The sequence below is a fragment of the Streptomyces sp. NPDC048523 genome, from assembly GCF_043199815.1.
Classification (GTDB): Bacteria; Actinomycetota; Actinomycetes; order Streptomycetales; family Streptomycetaceae; genus Streptomyces.
In genome coordinates, this window is record NZ_JBICWQ010000003.1 from 761,478 (window position 1) to 778,103 (window position 16,626).

Here is a 16,626-nt window from a genome sequence, read left to right on the forward strand (position 1 = left end):
CCATGGACCTTACCGGGCTGACTGGATACCGCTCTATCGCGGGCTGAGCGGTGGAGTCGATGCAGGCGTGGAGAGGACCGCCGCAATGACGGCTCGGCTATCGGCCGTTCTTTCTCAGCGAATGGGTACGGGTAATTGGCCTGGGCGGCGTCGAACCTGATATTCGACAGTCTTGACGGCAGGCCTATTTGCATACCTGAAATTGTTTTCGGCTTGTGAACCTATCACGACCTTCTGGGGCCTGTCATGTGGAAATTCAGTGAAGTGGTGGCTGGTTGGCTGGATTTGGGAGTGTGACCACTGCTGTTTTTGTCCGGATTGCGCGCAATGGATACGTTTCTCATTGGTTACAACGCAAAAGGCAAAGATGGTCACTTCCTGTGTAGCTGCTGTGTGCAGACGGTTGCCTGGAAAGTCTTGACGATCTTTATTTAACCTGTATTTAGTTTCCTCTTACGTCATTCATAGGTGGCTTATCCAGGCGACCGAAGACAGCGAGGGGTGGGGTGTGCGTACGCGTACACATCTGGCCGGGGGGTTGGCCGCGCTGGCCGGCCTGTTCCTGGCCGCTACGGGGGTTGTGACGGTGACGTCGCCGGATGCTGCGGCGGCGACGTGCGCGGCGGGGACGTCGAGCGATTTCAACGGCGACGGCATCGGGGATCGCGTGATCGCGGATCCCGAAGCCACGGTGAACGGCGCCAAGCGAGCAGGACTCGTCCGTGTGCTGCTCGGTGGCGGCAAGGGTGTATCCGAGATCTCCCAGGCCACCTCGGGCATGCCCGCGGCGCCCGAGGCCGGTGACGGCTTCGGTACTTCTTACGCGGCCTATGACGCCGACGGCGACGGCTGTAGCGACCTGGTGGTCGGAACGCCGTACGAGGACGTGGTCAAGGACGGCGCGAATCTCGTCGACGCCGGGGCGGTCTACGTGATCCACGGCACGCCCACCGGAATCGGGGTGGGCTCCATCATCGACGGTTACACCCAGGCCGGCTTCGACTCCGCCACCACGACCGAGGCGTACGACTGGTTCGGTTATGCGTTGAAGGCGGGTACCACCGCGAGCAGCGTGCCGTACTTGGTCATCGGCGTGCCCGGCGAGGGCGTCACCGCGAGCGGCACGACGTCCACCGACGCGGGATGCATCGAGTACGTCCAGGGCGGCACCAAGATCTCCCTGAGCCAGAACTCCACCGGAGTGCCGGGCGACGCCGAGGCGAACGACCGGTTCGGCTACTCGCTCTCCGGCACCAACCGTTACTTCGCCGTCGGCGCGCCGGGTGAGAGCGCCGGTGACCTGGAGTTCGCCGGTGGAGTGGCGATCTTCAACCACACTCTCTCGGGTGGCATGCCCACGCCACTCGTCGGTCTCGGGCAGGACAGCACCGGGATCGGCGGAGGGTCGGAGGCCGGCGACGGCTTCGGGACATCGGTCTCTCTGACCGGCTACCGGCCGAGCGATCAGACGTACAACTCCGATGCGCTGCTCGCCGTGGGCATCCCGGGCGAGGACATCGGAGCCACGAAGGACGCGGGCGGCGTCCTGGTGCTCCGCATCCAGCCGTCCGGCGCGTACACGCAGATCGCCGCTTTCGACAACAGCGGCCCGGGTTTCGAGGGTGGCGGAGCGCTGGCCAACGACTTCATGGGCCAGCGCGTGGCGATCGTCAACACCGATTCGAACGTCGTGACCACCTCGACCAACGTGCGCCTGGCCGTCGGCGAGCCCGGTAAGGACACAGCGGCCAAGGATGCGGGCGCCGTCCATGTCTTCAGGCCGCTCGACGCGGATCTCGGTACGAACGACAAGCTCCTCACCCGGGGCTCCGGACTGCCGGGCACGGCGACAGCGCGGGACTACACGGGCCTCGCGGTCGTCGGCGGTACCTCCTACCTCTACGTGGGCGTGCCCTACAGCAAGGAGTCGGCCACTTCGAAGGGCGCCCTCTACGTCCTGCCGTGGACGGATGTCGACGGCACCACCAGCACGGGGATCACTACGAATAAGCCCGGCTCCGACGGACTGCCCGACGCGGGTACGGCCTTCGGGGTGATCGGGTGAACGGCGGACCGAGAAGCAGAAGGCACGGCATCATGAAGATCCGCAAGAGACGCCCCTTCATCGCGGCCGCCACCATCGCGGCTCTGCTGACCCCGGGCCTCAGCGTCCTGCCCGCCCCCGCCACCGAGCAGACCGCAGCCGGCGCGAGCACCTCCACGGACGGCAACACCTCCCTCTCCCCATCCGCCGCTCAGGCCAAGGCGAAGAAGTCCGGCAAGGCGGTCGAGATCCAGACCCTGCGCGACGAACGCAGCACCACCGTCGCCAACCCGGACGGCACCTTCACCACCAGGCAGTACGTCCAGCCCGTCCGCACCCGCAAGGGCGGCAGGTGGACGGAGATCGACACCAGCCTCGTCAGGCAGAAGAACGGCACGCTCGCACCCAAGGCCGCGACCACCGCGATGTCCTTCTCCGGCGGTGGTGACACGACCTTCGCCCAGATCGAGAAGGACGGCCACGCGCTCTCCCTCGACTGGCCGTCGAAGCTGCCCAAGCCGAAGATCGACGGTTCGACCGCCACCTACGCCAATGTCCTGGACGGCGTCGACCTCAAGGTCACCGCCAGTGCGGAGGGCTTCTCGCACGTCCTGGTCGTCAAGAACGCCGAGGCGGCCGCCAATCCGGAGCTGACCGAGCTCCGGCTCCCCGTCGAAACCGACTCCGTCGACCTCACCGAGGACGCGGACGGCGGCCTCACCGCCACCGACCCCGGTGCGGGCGGTGCCATCTTCGAGGCACCGCAGCCGCTGATGTGGGACTCCGCGCACGGCGGCGACCCGACGAACGGCACGGACAGCGCAGCCGAAGAGACCGCACCCGACGACACCGCAACCGTCACCCCGCCCGACGGCGCCCAGGTCGCCGACGTCGGCATCGACGTCTCGCAGGACACCGTCACCCTCACCCCCGACCGGAGCCTGCTCACCGACCAGGACACCGTCTACCCGGTCTACATCGACCCGGTCGTCAAGACGGCCAGCCGCACCGGCTGGGCGATGGTGTCCTCGAACTGGTCGCAGAACTCGTACTGGAAGTTCGACGACGACGAGGGCGTGGGCCGCTGCCCCACCGACGTCTCGGTCCGCTGCGCCGGCTCCACCGACGTCAAGCGGCAGTTCTTCGCCCTGCCCACCGGGTCCTTCGAGGGCAAGGACATCATCAGCGCCGAGTTCGCGGTCACTCTTGTCTTCACCTACAGCTCGTCCGCCCGCGAGGTGCAGCTGGCCCGGGTGAACAGCACCGGCGCCAGTGCGATCAGCTCCAAGACGAACTGGGACAACCAGCCCGGCTCCAAGGCGACCGTCGACACCAAGTCGCCCACTGCCAACGCCGGTTCGTGCACCTCCACCAACCAGAACGCCGTCTTCGACGCGACAAGCACCGTGCAGACCGCGGCCGACAAGGGCTGGGACACCACCACGTTCCGGCTGAAGGCCGGCAGCGAGTCGGATACCTCGTACTGGAAGCGGTTCTGCGGCAACGCCTTTCTGTCGGTGAAGTACAACCGCCCGCCGCTTGAGCCGGTCCAGTCCGACCTCAACATGAAGCCCGGCGGCAGCTGCGAGTCCGGCAGCGCGACCGAGCACTACGTGACCAAGGCACCGCGCGTCTCCGCCGTCATCAGGGACTACGACCACGGCGACACAGGCGCCAACTCCGAGACGCTGCAAGCCCAGTTCAAGGTCTGGTGGACCTCTGGCACCACGACGGTCACGCACTACGCGACCACCGTCAAGAAGACCACGGTGGACTCCAGTTGGAGCGACCAGACCGGCGTGGCCACCTTCTTCTACACCATCGGTGACGACATCTCGGGCGACGGCGAGGCCGGTTTCAGCATCCCGTCGGGTGTCACCGTCGCCTGGGCGGTCCGTGGCTACGACCAGCAGTCGTACGGCGCCTGGTCGACGGAAGGGGGCCAGACCCGCTGCGAGTTCATTTACGACACCACCAAGCCCGGGTCGGCCGTGATCACCTCGGCCGAGTACCCGGACGACGACGCCTGGCACACGGGAGTCGGCGACTACGGCAACTTCACCATGGACTCACCGGCCAACGACGTGACGCAGTACCGGTACTACTTCACCGGACCGAACGCCGACAGCGCCCAGAAGACGGCGACGGCCGCGTCCGCGGGCGGACCTGCGACCATCCGCTGGATGCCGCCGAGCGAGGGGCCGTACACGCTGCACGTGACCTCGGTGGACGGTGCGGGCAACGCGCAGAAGACACCGACCGCCCACGTCTTCGAGGTCAGCGACGGCCGCGCGCCCGTCGCCGCCTGGACTCTGGGTGACGCCAAGGGTTCCACGAAGGCGGCCGGCAGCGGCAAGACCCCGGCCGCGGCGGCCGGCTCCGGAGTGACCTTCGGGGACAAGGGCCCGCTCGGCTCCACCGACACCGCGGCCACGTTCGACGGCACCGAGAACGCCTACCTGGACGCGGGGAAGGCCGCCGTCGACACCGGCTCCACCTTCTCGGTCAGCGCCTGGGTGAAGCTGCCGACAACACCCACCGAGGACATGACCGTGGTGAGCCAGGACGGTACCGCCAAGCCCGGCTTCGAGCTGGGTTACGACGCGGACAGCGCCTCCTGGACCTTCCGTATCCCGATCAGCGACATGGAGGCCCTCGGCAGCTGGAAGGTGTCCGGCGCCACGGCCGTCGCCGGCAGTTGGACGCACCTCATCGGGGTGTACGACGACGAACTCGGCAAACTGATGCTGTACGTCAACGGCGTCCTCGTCGCCGACGACGTCCAGGCCCGGCACACCGTCTGGACCTCCTCCGGCGCTCTGCAGATCGGTCGGAGGCTGGACCTCGACGGCTACACGGCCGCACTCAAGGGCAGCGTCGCCGACGTCAAGCTCCACGACCGGGTCGTCCCGCCCGCCGAGGGCCAGGAACTCGGCGGTATCCAGCCGCACCAACTCGCCTACTGGCAGCTGGACTCGGTCACCAACGGCGTCTCCCCGGAGACCGGCGGCGGCACCGGGCTGACCCTCGGTGGCGGCGCCTCGATCTACGCGATCCCGGACGACTCCTGTGACTCCGAGGCCGACCCCGACTGCGCCCCGCCCGCCCAGCCGCTGAGGGGCGACGGACACCTGGCTCTCGACGGCACCTCCGCGTACGCCACCCGTGCGGCCGCCGGACCGCTCACCGCCCAGGACAGCTTCACCCTCACCGCCCGCGCCCGGCTGGCGGCGGCGAACCCGGCGACGGACCAGACGGTGCTCTCGCTGTCCGGTGCCCACGGCACCGCCATCAAGGTCAAGTACTCGGTTGCCGACAAGCGCTGGCAGCTGGTCGTGACCAACGGCGACACGGCCGCTCCGGTGACTACGAAGCAGCTCGACACGGGTCACGCCCCGAGCTCCACGGGCGAAGGCGACCACCTCGCGCTGGTCTACAACGCGGTCTTCGGCGACGTACTCCTCTACGTCAACGGCATCGCCGCGGTGGACGTCTCCTGGGACAACTCCTGGGACTTCAGCACCACGAACCTCCAGGTCGGCCGGGCGCTGACGGGGACGACGGCGAGCGAGTACTTCTCCGGTGCCGTGGACGAGGTGCGCATGTACCAGGGCCCGCTGGACGCCTCGCTGGTGTCCCTCGTGGCCGGACTGCCCGGCGGCTCCAGCGTCGAGGAGACCTCGGCGTAACCAACCCCGTGTGTGGGCGGGCGGCTTTAATGCCGCCCGCCCGTCTCGGCGTGCGTATCCGTCCCCCCATCCCCCCTACGAGCTAGGAGAGTTGATGTCCTCGCCTGCTTGGTTCCGGTCATCCTGGCCGGCCTGGCGAAACGGTCGCAGACGGGCCGCGTTGGTCCTCGGACTGGCGCTGTCCATAGGGCTGCTCCCGCAGTACGCGCCCACGGCCACCGCCGACAGCGGCCTGACCCGCCCCAAGTCGCAGACCGACCTCGACGACCCGGTGCGCGGCAAGAACGCCACCCCCGAGACCTTCAAGAAGACCGACCAGGCCGAGAAGGCCGCCGTAAAGAAGACCAAGAAGGCGCACTGGCCGGTGGCCGGCAGCGCCGAGGTCGATCTCGCGGACAAGGCCGTCGAGGCCAAGGGGCTGCCCCTCGCCGCGAAGGCGGCCGGTGGCAGCAAGGGCGCCGACTCCGTCCGCCTCGAGATGCTCGGCCGCAAGGTCACCGAGGCGGCGGGCGTGGACGGTGTGCTGTTCACTGTCGCCCGCACCGATGGCGGTGCCACCCCCGGTCCCGCCCAAGTCGCCCTGAACTACTCGGGCTTCGCCGATGCATTCGGTGGTTCCTACAGCTCCCGGCTGCGGCTGGCCACCTACCCGGCCTGTGTCCTGACCACGCCGGAGAAGAAGGCCTGCTCGACACCGACGTATCTCAAGACGTCGAACGACCGGGCCAAGCAGACGCTGACCGCGACGGTGCAGGCGGCCAGTGACACCTCCGGCACCTCCACCCAGCTCCTCGAAGCCGGCACCACCGGCTCATCCGCCTCCTCGGCCACCGTCGTGGCCGCCACTTCCGGCGGCAGCGGCGACGGCGGCTCCTACAAGGCGACCAGCCTGGCGCAGTCCTCCCAGTGGGGTGTCGACACCAGCTCCGGCGCCTTCACCTGGTCGTACCCGATGAACGTCCCGCCGGTCCCCGGCGGCCTCCAGCCGACCGTCGGCCTGAGCTACAACTCCCAGTCCATCGACGGCCAGACGGCGACCACCAACAACCAGGGCTCGTGGATCGGCCAGGGCTTCTCCTACGAACCCGGTTACATCGAGCGCAGTTACAAGCCCTGCGCCGACGACGGTCACGACGGCACCAACGGCGACGAGTGCTGGGCGTTCGACAACGCCACGCTCTCGCTGACCGGCGGCAGCTCCGGGCGGCTCGTCAAGGACAAGAGCGGCGAGTGGCGGATCAGCTCCGACGACAACTCCAAGGTCGAGCACCTGAGCGGCGCCACCAACGGTGACGACAACGGCGAGTACTGGAAGATCACCACCGCCGACGGCACTCAGTACTACTTCGGCCTCAACCGCCTGACCGGCTACGCGAGCGGCAACGAGGAGACGGGCTCCACCTGGACCGTTCCCGTCTACGGCGACGACGAGGGCGAGCCCTGCTACAACGCCACCTTCGCCAGCGCGTACTGCACCCAGGCCTGGCGCTGGAACCTCGACTACGTCGTGGACCCGCACGGCAACGCCATGTCGTACTTCTACGGCACGGAGACCAACTACTACACGCAGGGCCTGAAGACCACGGAGAACGGCAAGGCCTACATCCGCGGCGGCTACCTCAAGCGCATCGACTACGGCCAGCGCGACAAGCAGGTGTACTCCACCAAGCCGGCCGCCCAGGTCGTCTTCACCACGGCCGAGCGCTGCGTGGGCTCCCTGACGGACTGCTCTACGGGCGCTCTCACGGACACCACGGCCGCCGACTGGCCGGACGTCCCCTGGGACCAGAACTGCAAGGCGGGCACCAAGTGCCCCGGGCAGAACTCGCCGACCTTCTGGACCCGCAAGAAGCTCACGAAGGTCACCACGCAGATCCGCACCGGCGACTCGGCCTACACTCCGGTCGACGAGTGGAGACTCACCCACATCTTCACCGACAACGGTGACGCCTCGAAGTCCCTGTGGTTGAACAAGATCGACCACACCGGCAAGGTCGGCGCCGACGCCTCGGTCCCCTCCGTGGAGCTGAACGGCACCACCCTGCCCAACCGGGTCGACGAGTCCGGCGACAACCTCCTCCCCTTCTACCGCTACCGGCTGTCGGGCATCCTCAACGAGAGCGGTGGCGCGCTCAGCGTCAACTACGCCGGCAACCAGTGCACGACGGGCAACGTCCCGGCGGAGGACTCCTCCGTCAAGCGCTGCTTCCCGGTGAAGTGGAACCCGCCGGGTGTCACCGACCCGATCACCGACTGGTTCCACAAGTACGTGGTCGGCTCCGTCGTCCAGACCGACCTGACCGGCGACAACGCCGACCAGGTCACCTCGTACACCTATGTCGGCGACGCGGGCTGGCGGAAGACTCCGGCCGACGGCATCACCAAGTCCGAGTACCGCACCTGGAGCGACTGGCGCGGGTACGGCAAGGTCCAGGTCGTCACCTCCGCCGGCACCAACTCCGCGTCCAACACGAAGACGGAGCACGTTTACTTCCGCGGTCTCGACGGCGATGTCGACAAGGCGGGCAAGACCCGCTCGGCCAAGGTGACCGACTCCACCGGCGGCTCCTACGACGACTCCGACTGGAAGGCCGGCCAGGAGCTGGAGACGATCACCTACGACGGTGACGTGGTCACCGAGAAGTCGGTGACCGTTCCCTGGACGGCGGTGACCGCGACCGAGGTCCGGGACTGGGCCACATACCAGGCCCGCTATGTCGCGACCGGTACGGCGGACACGTACACGGCACTCGCGACGGGCGGCTGGCGTCATCTCAAGTCGACCACGACGTACGACGCTTCGACCGGGCGCGCGCTGACGGTCGACGACGACGGCGAGGTCGGCGTCGCCGACAACCAGTGCACCCGCACCGAGTACGCGGACAGCGTGAGCGCGCACATCTACTCGCTCGTCTCACGGGTGGAGAAGGTCGGCGTCGACTGCGCCTCGACCCCGGACCGCACCAAGGAGGTCATCTCCGACGAGCTGACGTACTACGACGGTTCGACCACCCTGGGCGCGGCGCCGACCAAGGGCGACCCGACCACGACCAAGCGTCTCGAGTCGCACAACGGCACCACGGCCACGTACCGGACGACCTCCGTGACCACCTACGACGACTACGGCCGCCCCAAGGTGGTGAAGGACGCGGAGACGGCGTCGTCGTCGACGCAGTACACGTCCTTGACCACATACACGGACACCTACGGCCTGGCGACGAAGTCCGTCGTCACCAACATCGACGGCTGGACGACCTCCACCGAGTACGCCCCCGCCTGGGGCCAGCCAACGGCCAAGGTCGACCAGAACGGTCTGCGCACCGACCTTGCCTACGACGGCCTCGGCCGTCTGGTCTCGGTCTGGATGCCGGACCGCCCCAAGGCGAACAACTTCACCCCGTCCATCAAGTACGAGTACCTGATCCGTGGCGACGACGGCCCTACCGCGGTCCACACCCAGAAGATCGAGAACGACGGGACGACGTACGGCAGTGAATGGTCGCTGTACGACGGCTGGTTGAGGCCCCGTCAGGAGCAGACCGAGGGCGAGGGCGGCCGCATGGTCGCCGACACCCTCTACGACGGCTCGGGCCGCGTGGTCCAGGTCAACGACACCTACTTCACCACCGGCGCTCCGTCCTCGACCCTGTTCGACCCGGTGGACGCGGACCTGAACGCCCAGACGGTGACCTCGTACGACGGAGCCGGCCGCACCACGGCGTCGATCTTCAAGGCCAAGGGCACGGAGAAGTACCGCACGACGTACGCGTACGGCGGCGACCGCGTCACGACCACTCCGCCGAAGGGCGGCGTCAAGACGACGGTCGTGAAGGACGGCCGGGACCGCACCACGACCCAGCTTCAGTACCCGGCGGACAGCGCCGCGGTCACCACGTCCTACGGCTACAACCCGGCCGGTCTGCTCACGAAGGTGACAGACGACAAGGGCAACAAGTGGTCCTACACATATGACCAGTTGGGCCGGAAGCAGACGGCCACGGATCCCGACGCGGGCTCGTCCTCGTACACGTACGACGTACTGGACCGCCAGACGTCCGTCACGGTCAACGGCGACAAGACCTCGACGGTCTACGACGAATTGGGCCGGGTGGCCTCCACCTGGCAGGGCGAGCCGACGACCGGCACCAAGCTGTCGGTGTCCAAGTACGACTCGGTCTACAAGGGTGAGCTGTACGGCGTCTACACCTACAAGGACGGCGCGGTCTACTCGTCGGTGATCTACCCGACCCTCGACGTCAAGAACGACTACCAGCCCCTCACGACGAAGTACTACCTGTCCAAGACGGCCGAGCCACAGCTGGGCGGGACGTACGAGTTCGGGGTCGCGTACAACGACGACGGCACGGTCAACTACCAGACCCTGCCCGCGATTGCCGATCTCTCCGGCGAGTCGGTGACCAACGTCTACGACGACCTCCGGCGTCCGGTGGGCCTCAACACCTCTCTCGGCGGCTTGAGTTACGTCACGGACGCGTCGTACTCCCCGACCTCCAATCTGGAGACGCTGGAGCTGTACACCGGCGAGCCGACGGCGAAGAAGACCTGGATCAACAACTACTACGAGGCGGGCACGAACCGCCTCACCAACTCCTCGGTACGGGTCGAGGGTGCGTCGGCCATCGCCTACGACGCCGACTACACCTACGACGCCGCGGGCGACATCCTCTCGATCGCGGACACGCCGTCGGGCGGCACGAGTGATGTGCAGTGCTTCGCGTACGACGGTCTCGGCCGCGTTTCTTCGGCCTGGACGTCGTCGGTGGCGTCGAACGGTGCGAAGGGCACGGGCGGCACGGACGCGTCCTGCTCCTCGGGAGCGTCCTCGTCGACGGTCGGCGGCGTGTCCCCGTACTGGACGGACTACGGCTACGACACACTCGGCAACCGCACGAGCGAGGTCCGGCACGGCCTGAACGGCACGGCGACGTCGAGCCGCACCTACAAGTACGGCGAGACGGGCTCCGGGCCGAACGGCGCCGCGTCCGGCCCGCACACGGTGTCCTCGGTGACACAGCAGACGGCGGCGACGAGCACGACCCCGCAGGTGACCTCCAAGGACACCTACGTCTACGACGCCTCGGGCAACACCACCAAGCGCGTCCTCGACGGTGACACCCAGTCGCTGACCTGGGACAAGCAGGGCGAGCTGACGCAGGTCACGAACGCGGACGCGTCGGTGACGACGTACAAGTACGACGCACAGGGATCCCGGCTCATCCGGGACACCCCGACCGAGAAGACGTTCTACCTTCCCGGCACGGAACTCCACTACGACAAGTCCACCGCCAAGGTCACGGCGACCCGCTATTACACCTTCGCCGGCACGACGGTCGCGATGCGGGAGGCGGACGGCGTCCACTTCCTCGCCTCCGACCACCAGGGCACGGCGGAGCTGGCGGTCGACGCGAAGACGGGTTCCACGACCCGCCGTCGCATGGACGCCTTCGGCAACGCACGGGACGCGTCGACGTCGTCCGCTTCGGGCTGGGTGAACGACAAGGGCTTCGTCGGCGGCACAGTCCAGAAATCCACGGGCCTGACGACGCTCGGCGCCCGCGAGTACGACTCGGACACCGGCCGCTTCATCTCGGCGGACCCGGTCATCGACTACACCGACCCACAGCAGATCAACGGCTACGCCTACGCCAACAACAGCCCGGTCTCGAACAGCGACGCGTCGGGGTTGCGTATAGCCGAGTGTGTGGGCGGCTGGAACCAGTGCGGAGGTGGTCCGAAGACGAATCCGGGCGGGGTCGACAGCGACAACGACGGCAAGGTGGACACCAAGGCCGGCAACAGCACCTACACGGAAGCCCAGGCCAGGGCCGACATCGCCCGCGACGCGGAGGACTCCGCCAAGCAGAAGGCGATCGCGATCGCCAAGGAACTCGGCAAGATCGCGGCGGACGAACTGGGCATCACCGACGCCTTGGACTGCTTCACGACGGGCAACCTGGCGGCGTGCGGCAACACGGCACTGAACGTGGTGTCGTCCTTCCTGGGCGGCGGTCCTCTGGCGAAGCTGGCCAAGAAGTACCTGTTCCGATGGAACAAGGCCACGGCCTTGGGGAAGCGCATCTGGGGGCTGGGCAAGGACCTGCTGGAGACCTTCAAGGACTGGCGGAAGAGCAGGAAGGCGGCGAAGGCTGCCGAGGAGGCCGCGTCTACGACGGGTAAGGGATGCAACAGCTTCGTACCTGGCACACGCGTACTGATGGCCGATGGCTCGATGAAGAAGATCGAGGACATAGACATCGGTGACGAGGTGCTCGCTACGGACCCCCAGACCGGCGAGACCAAGGTCGAGAAGGTCACCGCCGAAATAAAGGGCACAGGTCTCAAGCACCTGGTCAAGATCACCGTCGATGTCGATGGGAAGAACGGCACGAAGACGGCGTCCGTCACTGCGACCGACGGGCACCCCTTCTGGGTGCCGGAACTTGGTGCGTGGCTGGAAGCCAACGATCTCTCGTCAGGCGAATGGCTGACAACGAGCACCGGCGCGCGCGTCCAGATCACGGCAGTTCAGCGCTGGACACCACTGACCGCCACAGTTCACAACCTCACGGTAAACGGGCTGCACACGTACTACGTGATGGTCGGCCAAGAGGCAGTTCTGGTTCACAACGCCAGCAGGCGCGTGCGCAGTGATCCTGAACAGGTATGCCCTATCGGACCTTATGCGGTTGAATCCATACCCGCGCGAAGCAAGTCCCAGGTATTTACTGACGCGGAGCACGACCAGATCGACGATCTCGGGTTCAGGTACGGGTGTCACACTTGCGGCATCCTTGATCCGGGAGGCAACGGGAGGTTCGTTCCGGATCACCAGCCGATCAGCTCCTGGGTTCCGGATGGCACACCTCAGCGGCTCTACCCCCAGTGCCGACCATGCAGTAGTCGGCAGGGCGGATGGGCAGGACAACTGAAGCACGTCATGAGAGGTCTCTATGGGGCAAACGACTGAGGGACACAGGTGGCTGGAAACGGACGGCGGTCCTTTCCTGCTGACGTCGGCATCGACGCTCAACTCCTGGACCGGATACGAGGGCGACTACGATCTCGTTATCGATGCGACAGACGCCGGAAACTCTCTGCCATACGCAGTGGCCGGAAGGAACGTGGTGGTACTCGGAGACGAACCACTCCGCACCACGATCCTGGAATCGCGGCACCTGATCGTCCAATGGATCTATGCAAATTCTGAGGACGATATTCTGGTGAACGCCTCCGAATTCGATCTCGATTCCATTGAGTGGCGAGAGGGACCGGTTCTGGAAAGTGACGGGGCTCTCGTCCTCATGGATTCGGCCATTCCGGGTGCCGAGGCGACTGAGGAGAGCAAGCTCGTGTGGCAGTGGCAAGCGGGGCGGGCCCGCCTTGACAGCGCGGAAGTGCCGCTAGCTCCTCACTGCGCCGCGAAACTGCACCGTCTGGTGCCGATGACAGAGAGCTAGTCCGCCGACTGGTCCAATGGGCCCCGCCTGTACGGTGGCCCATTGGATTCGGTCGGTAGCGATTGCCAAAGCGGGCAGCGTTGCCCTGAGAGCGGCTTATTGCATGCCGCGACCTCAGAACTTGTTCTTAGGAGTAATCCCCAAAGACAGCCCCGAAAGCCCCCGCTGCCGCCCGCCGAGCTTCCCCGCGATGCCCCGCAGCGCCGCCCCCGCAGGAGACTCCGGGTCCGTCAGGACGACCGGCTTGCCCTCGTCGCCCCCCTCGCGCAGGCGGACGTCGATCGGGATGGAGCCGAGGACCGGGACCGTCGCTCCCGTCGTGCGGGTCAGGCCGTCAGCGACCGTCTGGCCGCCGCCCGTGCCGAAGACGTCCACCATCTCGCCGCAGTGCGGGCAGGGCAGGCCGGACATGTTCTCGACCACGCCGACGATCTTCTGGTGGGTCTGGACGGCGATGGAGCCCGCGCGCTCGGCGACCTCGGCGGCGGCCTGCTGCGGGGTCGTCACGACCAGGATCTCCGCGTTCGGGACCAGTTGGGCCACCGAGATCGCGATGTCGCCGGTGCCGGGCGGCAGGTCGAGGAGCAGGACGTCCAGGTCGCCCCAGTACACGTCCGCCAGGAACTGCTGGAGCGCGCGGTGGAGCATGGGGCCACGCCACACCACCGGCGCGTTGCCCGGGGTGAACATGCCGATCGAGATGACCTTCACGCCGTGCGCCGACGGCGGCATGATCATGTTCTCGACCTGGGTCGGACGTCCGTCGGCGCCCAGCATGCGCGGCACCGAGTGGCCGTAGATGTCGGCGTCCACGACACCGACCTTCAAGCCGTCCGCCGCCATCGCCGCCGCCAGGTTCACCGTCACCGACGACTTGCCGACGCCGCCCTTGCCGGAGGCGACCGCGTAGACCCGCGTCAGGGAGCCGGGCTTGGCGAAGGGGACCTCGCGCTCGGTCTGGCCGCCGCGCAGCGCGGTCGCCAGCTCCTTGCGCTGCTCGTCGCTCATCACGTCGAGCGTGACGTCGACGCGCGTGACGCCCTCGACCGCCGCGACCGCGTCCGTCACGCGCTGCGTGATCGTCTCGCGCATGGGACAGCCGGAGACCGTCAGGTACACGGTGACCGCGACCGCCCCGTCCGCGCCGATCTCCACCGACTTCACCATCCCGAGTTCGGTGATGGGGCGGTTGATCTCGGGGTCGTTCACCGTCGCCAGTGCCTCGCGCACCGCGTCTTCGCTAGCCATACAGACGATGGTACGGCTCCGGACAGGCCCCTCAGTAAGTTCCTCAGCGGTCTTCTACGTCACGTCCCGACGGACGTTCCGGCCGTTCTGGCCGGTCTGTCGGGAATACGACGTGCCCGTGTCCGTCCTGCCGTGTCTCCAGCTCCTTCATCAGGTCCTGGAGCTCCGAGCGGATCCAGTCACGGGTCGCCACCTCCCCGAGGCCGATCCTGAGCGAGGCGATCTCGCGGGTCAGATACTCGGTGTCCGCGATGGACCGCTCGTTCTGCTTGCGGTCCTGTTCGAGGTTGACCCGGTCCCGGTCGTCCTGCCGGTTCTGCGCGAGCAGGATCAGCGGGGCGGCGTAGGAGGCCTGGAGGGACAGCATCAGGGTGAGGAAGATGAACGGGTAGTTGTCGAAGCGCAGATCGCGGGGCGCGAAGATGTTCCACAGCACCCACGCGATGATGACGACCGTCATCCACACGATGAACCGGCCGGTGCCCAGGAAGCGGGCGATCCGCTCCGACAGCCGCCCGAACGCCTCCGGGTCCCACTCGGGCAGCAGCCGGCGGCGCGGCGGGCGGGGCTGGTCGAGGCGGGCGCGGGTGCGCCCGGTCGCCGTGGCGCCGACGGGCGTGCGCTCCCGGACACCGGAAGTGGCGCGCTCGCGGTTCGGGGTCTCGCGCTCAGGCGTCATCGTGGGCCACCCCCTCCGCGTCGAACTCCGTCTCCCGCCAGTCCTCCGGCAGCATGTGGTCCAGTACGTCGTCCACCGTCACCGCGCCGAGCAGCGAGCCCGAGTCGTCGACCACGGGCGCCGCGACCATGTCGTACGTCGCGAAGAACCCGGCGATGACCGGCAGCGTCGCGTCCGGGTCGAGGGCCTGCAGGTCGTCGTCGACCATGGAGCTGACGAGGGTGTACGGCGGGTCGCGCAGCAGCCGCTGGAAGTGGACGGTGCCGAGGTACTTGCCGGTCGGCGTCTCGTCGGGCGCGCGGCACACGTACACCTGGGCGGCCAGGGCGGGGGACAGGTCGGGGTTGCGGACGCGGGCGAGCGCGTCGGCGACGGTCGCGTCCGGCCGCAGGACGATCGGTTCTGTCGTCATCAGACCGCCGGCGGTGTGCTCCTCGTAGGCCATCAGGCGCCGCATGTCGGCCGCGTCGCCGGGCTGCATCAGGCTCAGCAGCCGCTCCTGCTCCTCCGTGGGGAGCTCGGAGAGCAGGTCGGCCGCGTCGTCGGGGTCCATGGCCTCCAGGACGTCGGCGGCCCGCTCCTCCTTCAGCTTGCCGAGGATCTCGATCTGGTCGTCCTCGGGGAGCTCTTCCAGTACGTCGGCCAGGCGGTCGTCGTCGAGAGCGGCGGCCACCTCGGCGCGCCGCTTGGCGGAGAGGTGGTGCAGGACGTTGGCGAGGTCGGCCGCGCGCAGCTGCTCGAAGGTGGCCAGGAGGCTCTCGGCGCCCTGTCCGTGCTCCTCCAGCGTGAAGCCGGTGACGGCGGACCACTCGACGGTCAGCGCCTCGCCCTTGCGCCGGAACGCCCCGCCCTTGCCGCCCTTGCGGACGAAGACACGGTCGATCTCCCAGTCCCGGCGGGCCGGCAGCTGCTGCACCGACACGTCGAGGACGGTGGCCTGTTCGCCGGACTCCACGAGCGTGACCCGCCGGTCGAGCAGCTCGCCGAACACCAGGCGCTCGGTGGGCCGTTGCTCGAAGCGGCGGACGTTGAGCACGCCGGTGGTGATGACCTGACCGGACTCGATGCTCGTCACCCGGGTCATGGCCAGGAAGATGCGGCGCCGGGTGGACAGTTCGACGACGAGACCGAGCACCCGGGGCGGCCTGCGCCCCACGCGCAGCACGACGACCAGATCGCGCACGCGGCCCACCTGGTCGCCGTTGGGATCGAAGACGGCGACACCGGCGAGGTGCGAGACGAAGATCCGGGGGGCTCCCGCTGCCATGGCTGTGCTTCCTTTGCGTACGAGGCCGCGTACGGGGGTGCGTACGGGGTGTTTCGTTCGTCGTTCGTTGTCCGGATTGCCCGCTCGGGAGGGCTTAAGGCTAGCCCGTACCGATCGGATCCGCCCTGGTGAGCGCTCCGGACGAGCTGGCTCCGCCCGGGGCCCCGGGCCCCGGTACGCTGCCGTACGCCGCTGAAGGACCCTCGTCGGAAAGGCAGCCC

At 67.7% G+C, this 16,626-nt stretch carries 7 protein-coding genes; 4 read left to right on the forward strand and 3 right to left on the reverse strand.

Annotation, left to right across the window (positions count from 1 at the left end; genetic code table 11):
- Positions 1-508 precede the first annotated feature (508 nt).
- From ACGFWE_RS19370 to ACGFWE_RS19385, 4 genes are all read left to right on the forward strand, one after another.
- On the forward strand, positions 509-2,065 hold the full coding sequence (locus tag ACGFWE_RS19370) for an FG-GAP repeat protein (protein ID WP_393600556.1): 1,557 nt from the start codon (positions 509-511) through the stop codon (positions 2,063-2,065).
- 32 nt (positions 2,066-2,097) lie between these two features.
- Positions 2,098-5,733, forward strand: a complete 3,636-nt coding sequence (locus ACGFWE_RS19375; protein ID WP_393600557.1) for a LamG-like jellyroll fold domain-containing protein — start codon at positions 2,098-2,100, stop codon at positions 5,731-5,733.
- 94 nt (positions 5,734-5,827) lie between these two features.
- On the forward strand, positions 5,828-12,721 hold the full coding sequence (locus ACGFWE_RS19380; protein ID WP_393600558.1) for a polymorphic toxin-type HINT domain-containing protein: 6,894 nt from the start codon (positions 5,828-5,830) through the stop codon (positions 12,719-12,721).
- Positions 12,705-13,211, forward strand: a complete 507-nt coding sequence (locus ACGFWE_RS19385) for an Imm21 family immunity protein (protein ID WP_393600559.1) — start codon at positions 12,705-12,707, stop codon at positions 13,209-13,211. The genes ACGFWE_RS19380 and ACGFWE_RS19385 overlap by 17 nt, the downstream gene beginning before the upstream one ends.
- A 114-nt stretch (positions 13,212-13,325) precedes the next feature.
- Here ACGFWE_RS19385 and ACGFWE_RS19390 read toward each other — a convergent pair whose 3' ends face one another.
- Genes ACGFWE_RS19390 through ACGFWE_RS19400 form a run of 3 tightly spaced genes read right to left on the reverse strand, consistent with a single transcriptional unit; the run spans position 13,326 to position 16,405 of the window.
- On the reverse strand, positions 13,326-14,459 hold the full coding sequence (locus tag ACGFWE_RS19390) for an Mrp/NBP35 family ATP-binding protein (RefSeq protein ID WP_393600560.1): 1,134 nt from the start codon (positions 14,457-14,459) through the stop codon (positions 13,326-13,328).
- A gap of 43 nt (positions 14,460-14,502) precedes the next feature.
- The gene (locus ACGFWE_RS19395; protein ID WP_352390318.1) at positions 14,503-15,138 is read right to left on the reverse strand and encodes a DUF1003 domain-containing protein; all 636 of its coding nucleotides are present in this window, start codon (positions 15,136-15,138) and stop codon (positions 14,503-14,505) included.
- Positions 15,128-16,405: a magnesium transporter MgtE N-terminal domain-containing protein gene (locus ACGFWE_RS19400; protein WP_352390317.1), complete on the reverse strand. Its 1,278-nt coding sequence runs from the start codon at positions 16,403-16,405 to the stop codon at positions 15,128-15,130. The genes ACGFWE_RS19395 and ACGFWE_RS19400 overlap by 11 nt, the downstream gene beginning before the upstream one ends.
- Between the last annotated feature and the right edge of the window lie 221 nt (positions 16,406-16,626).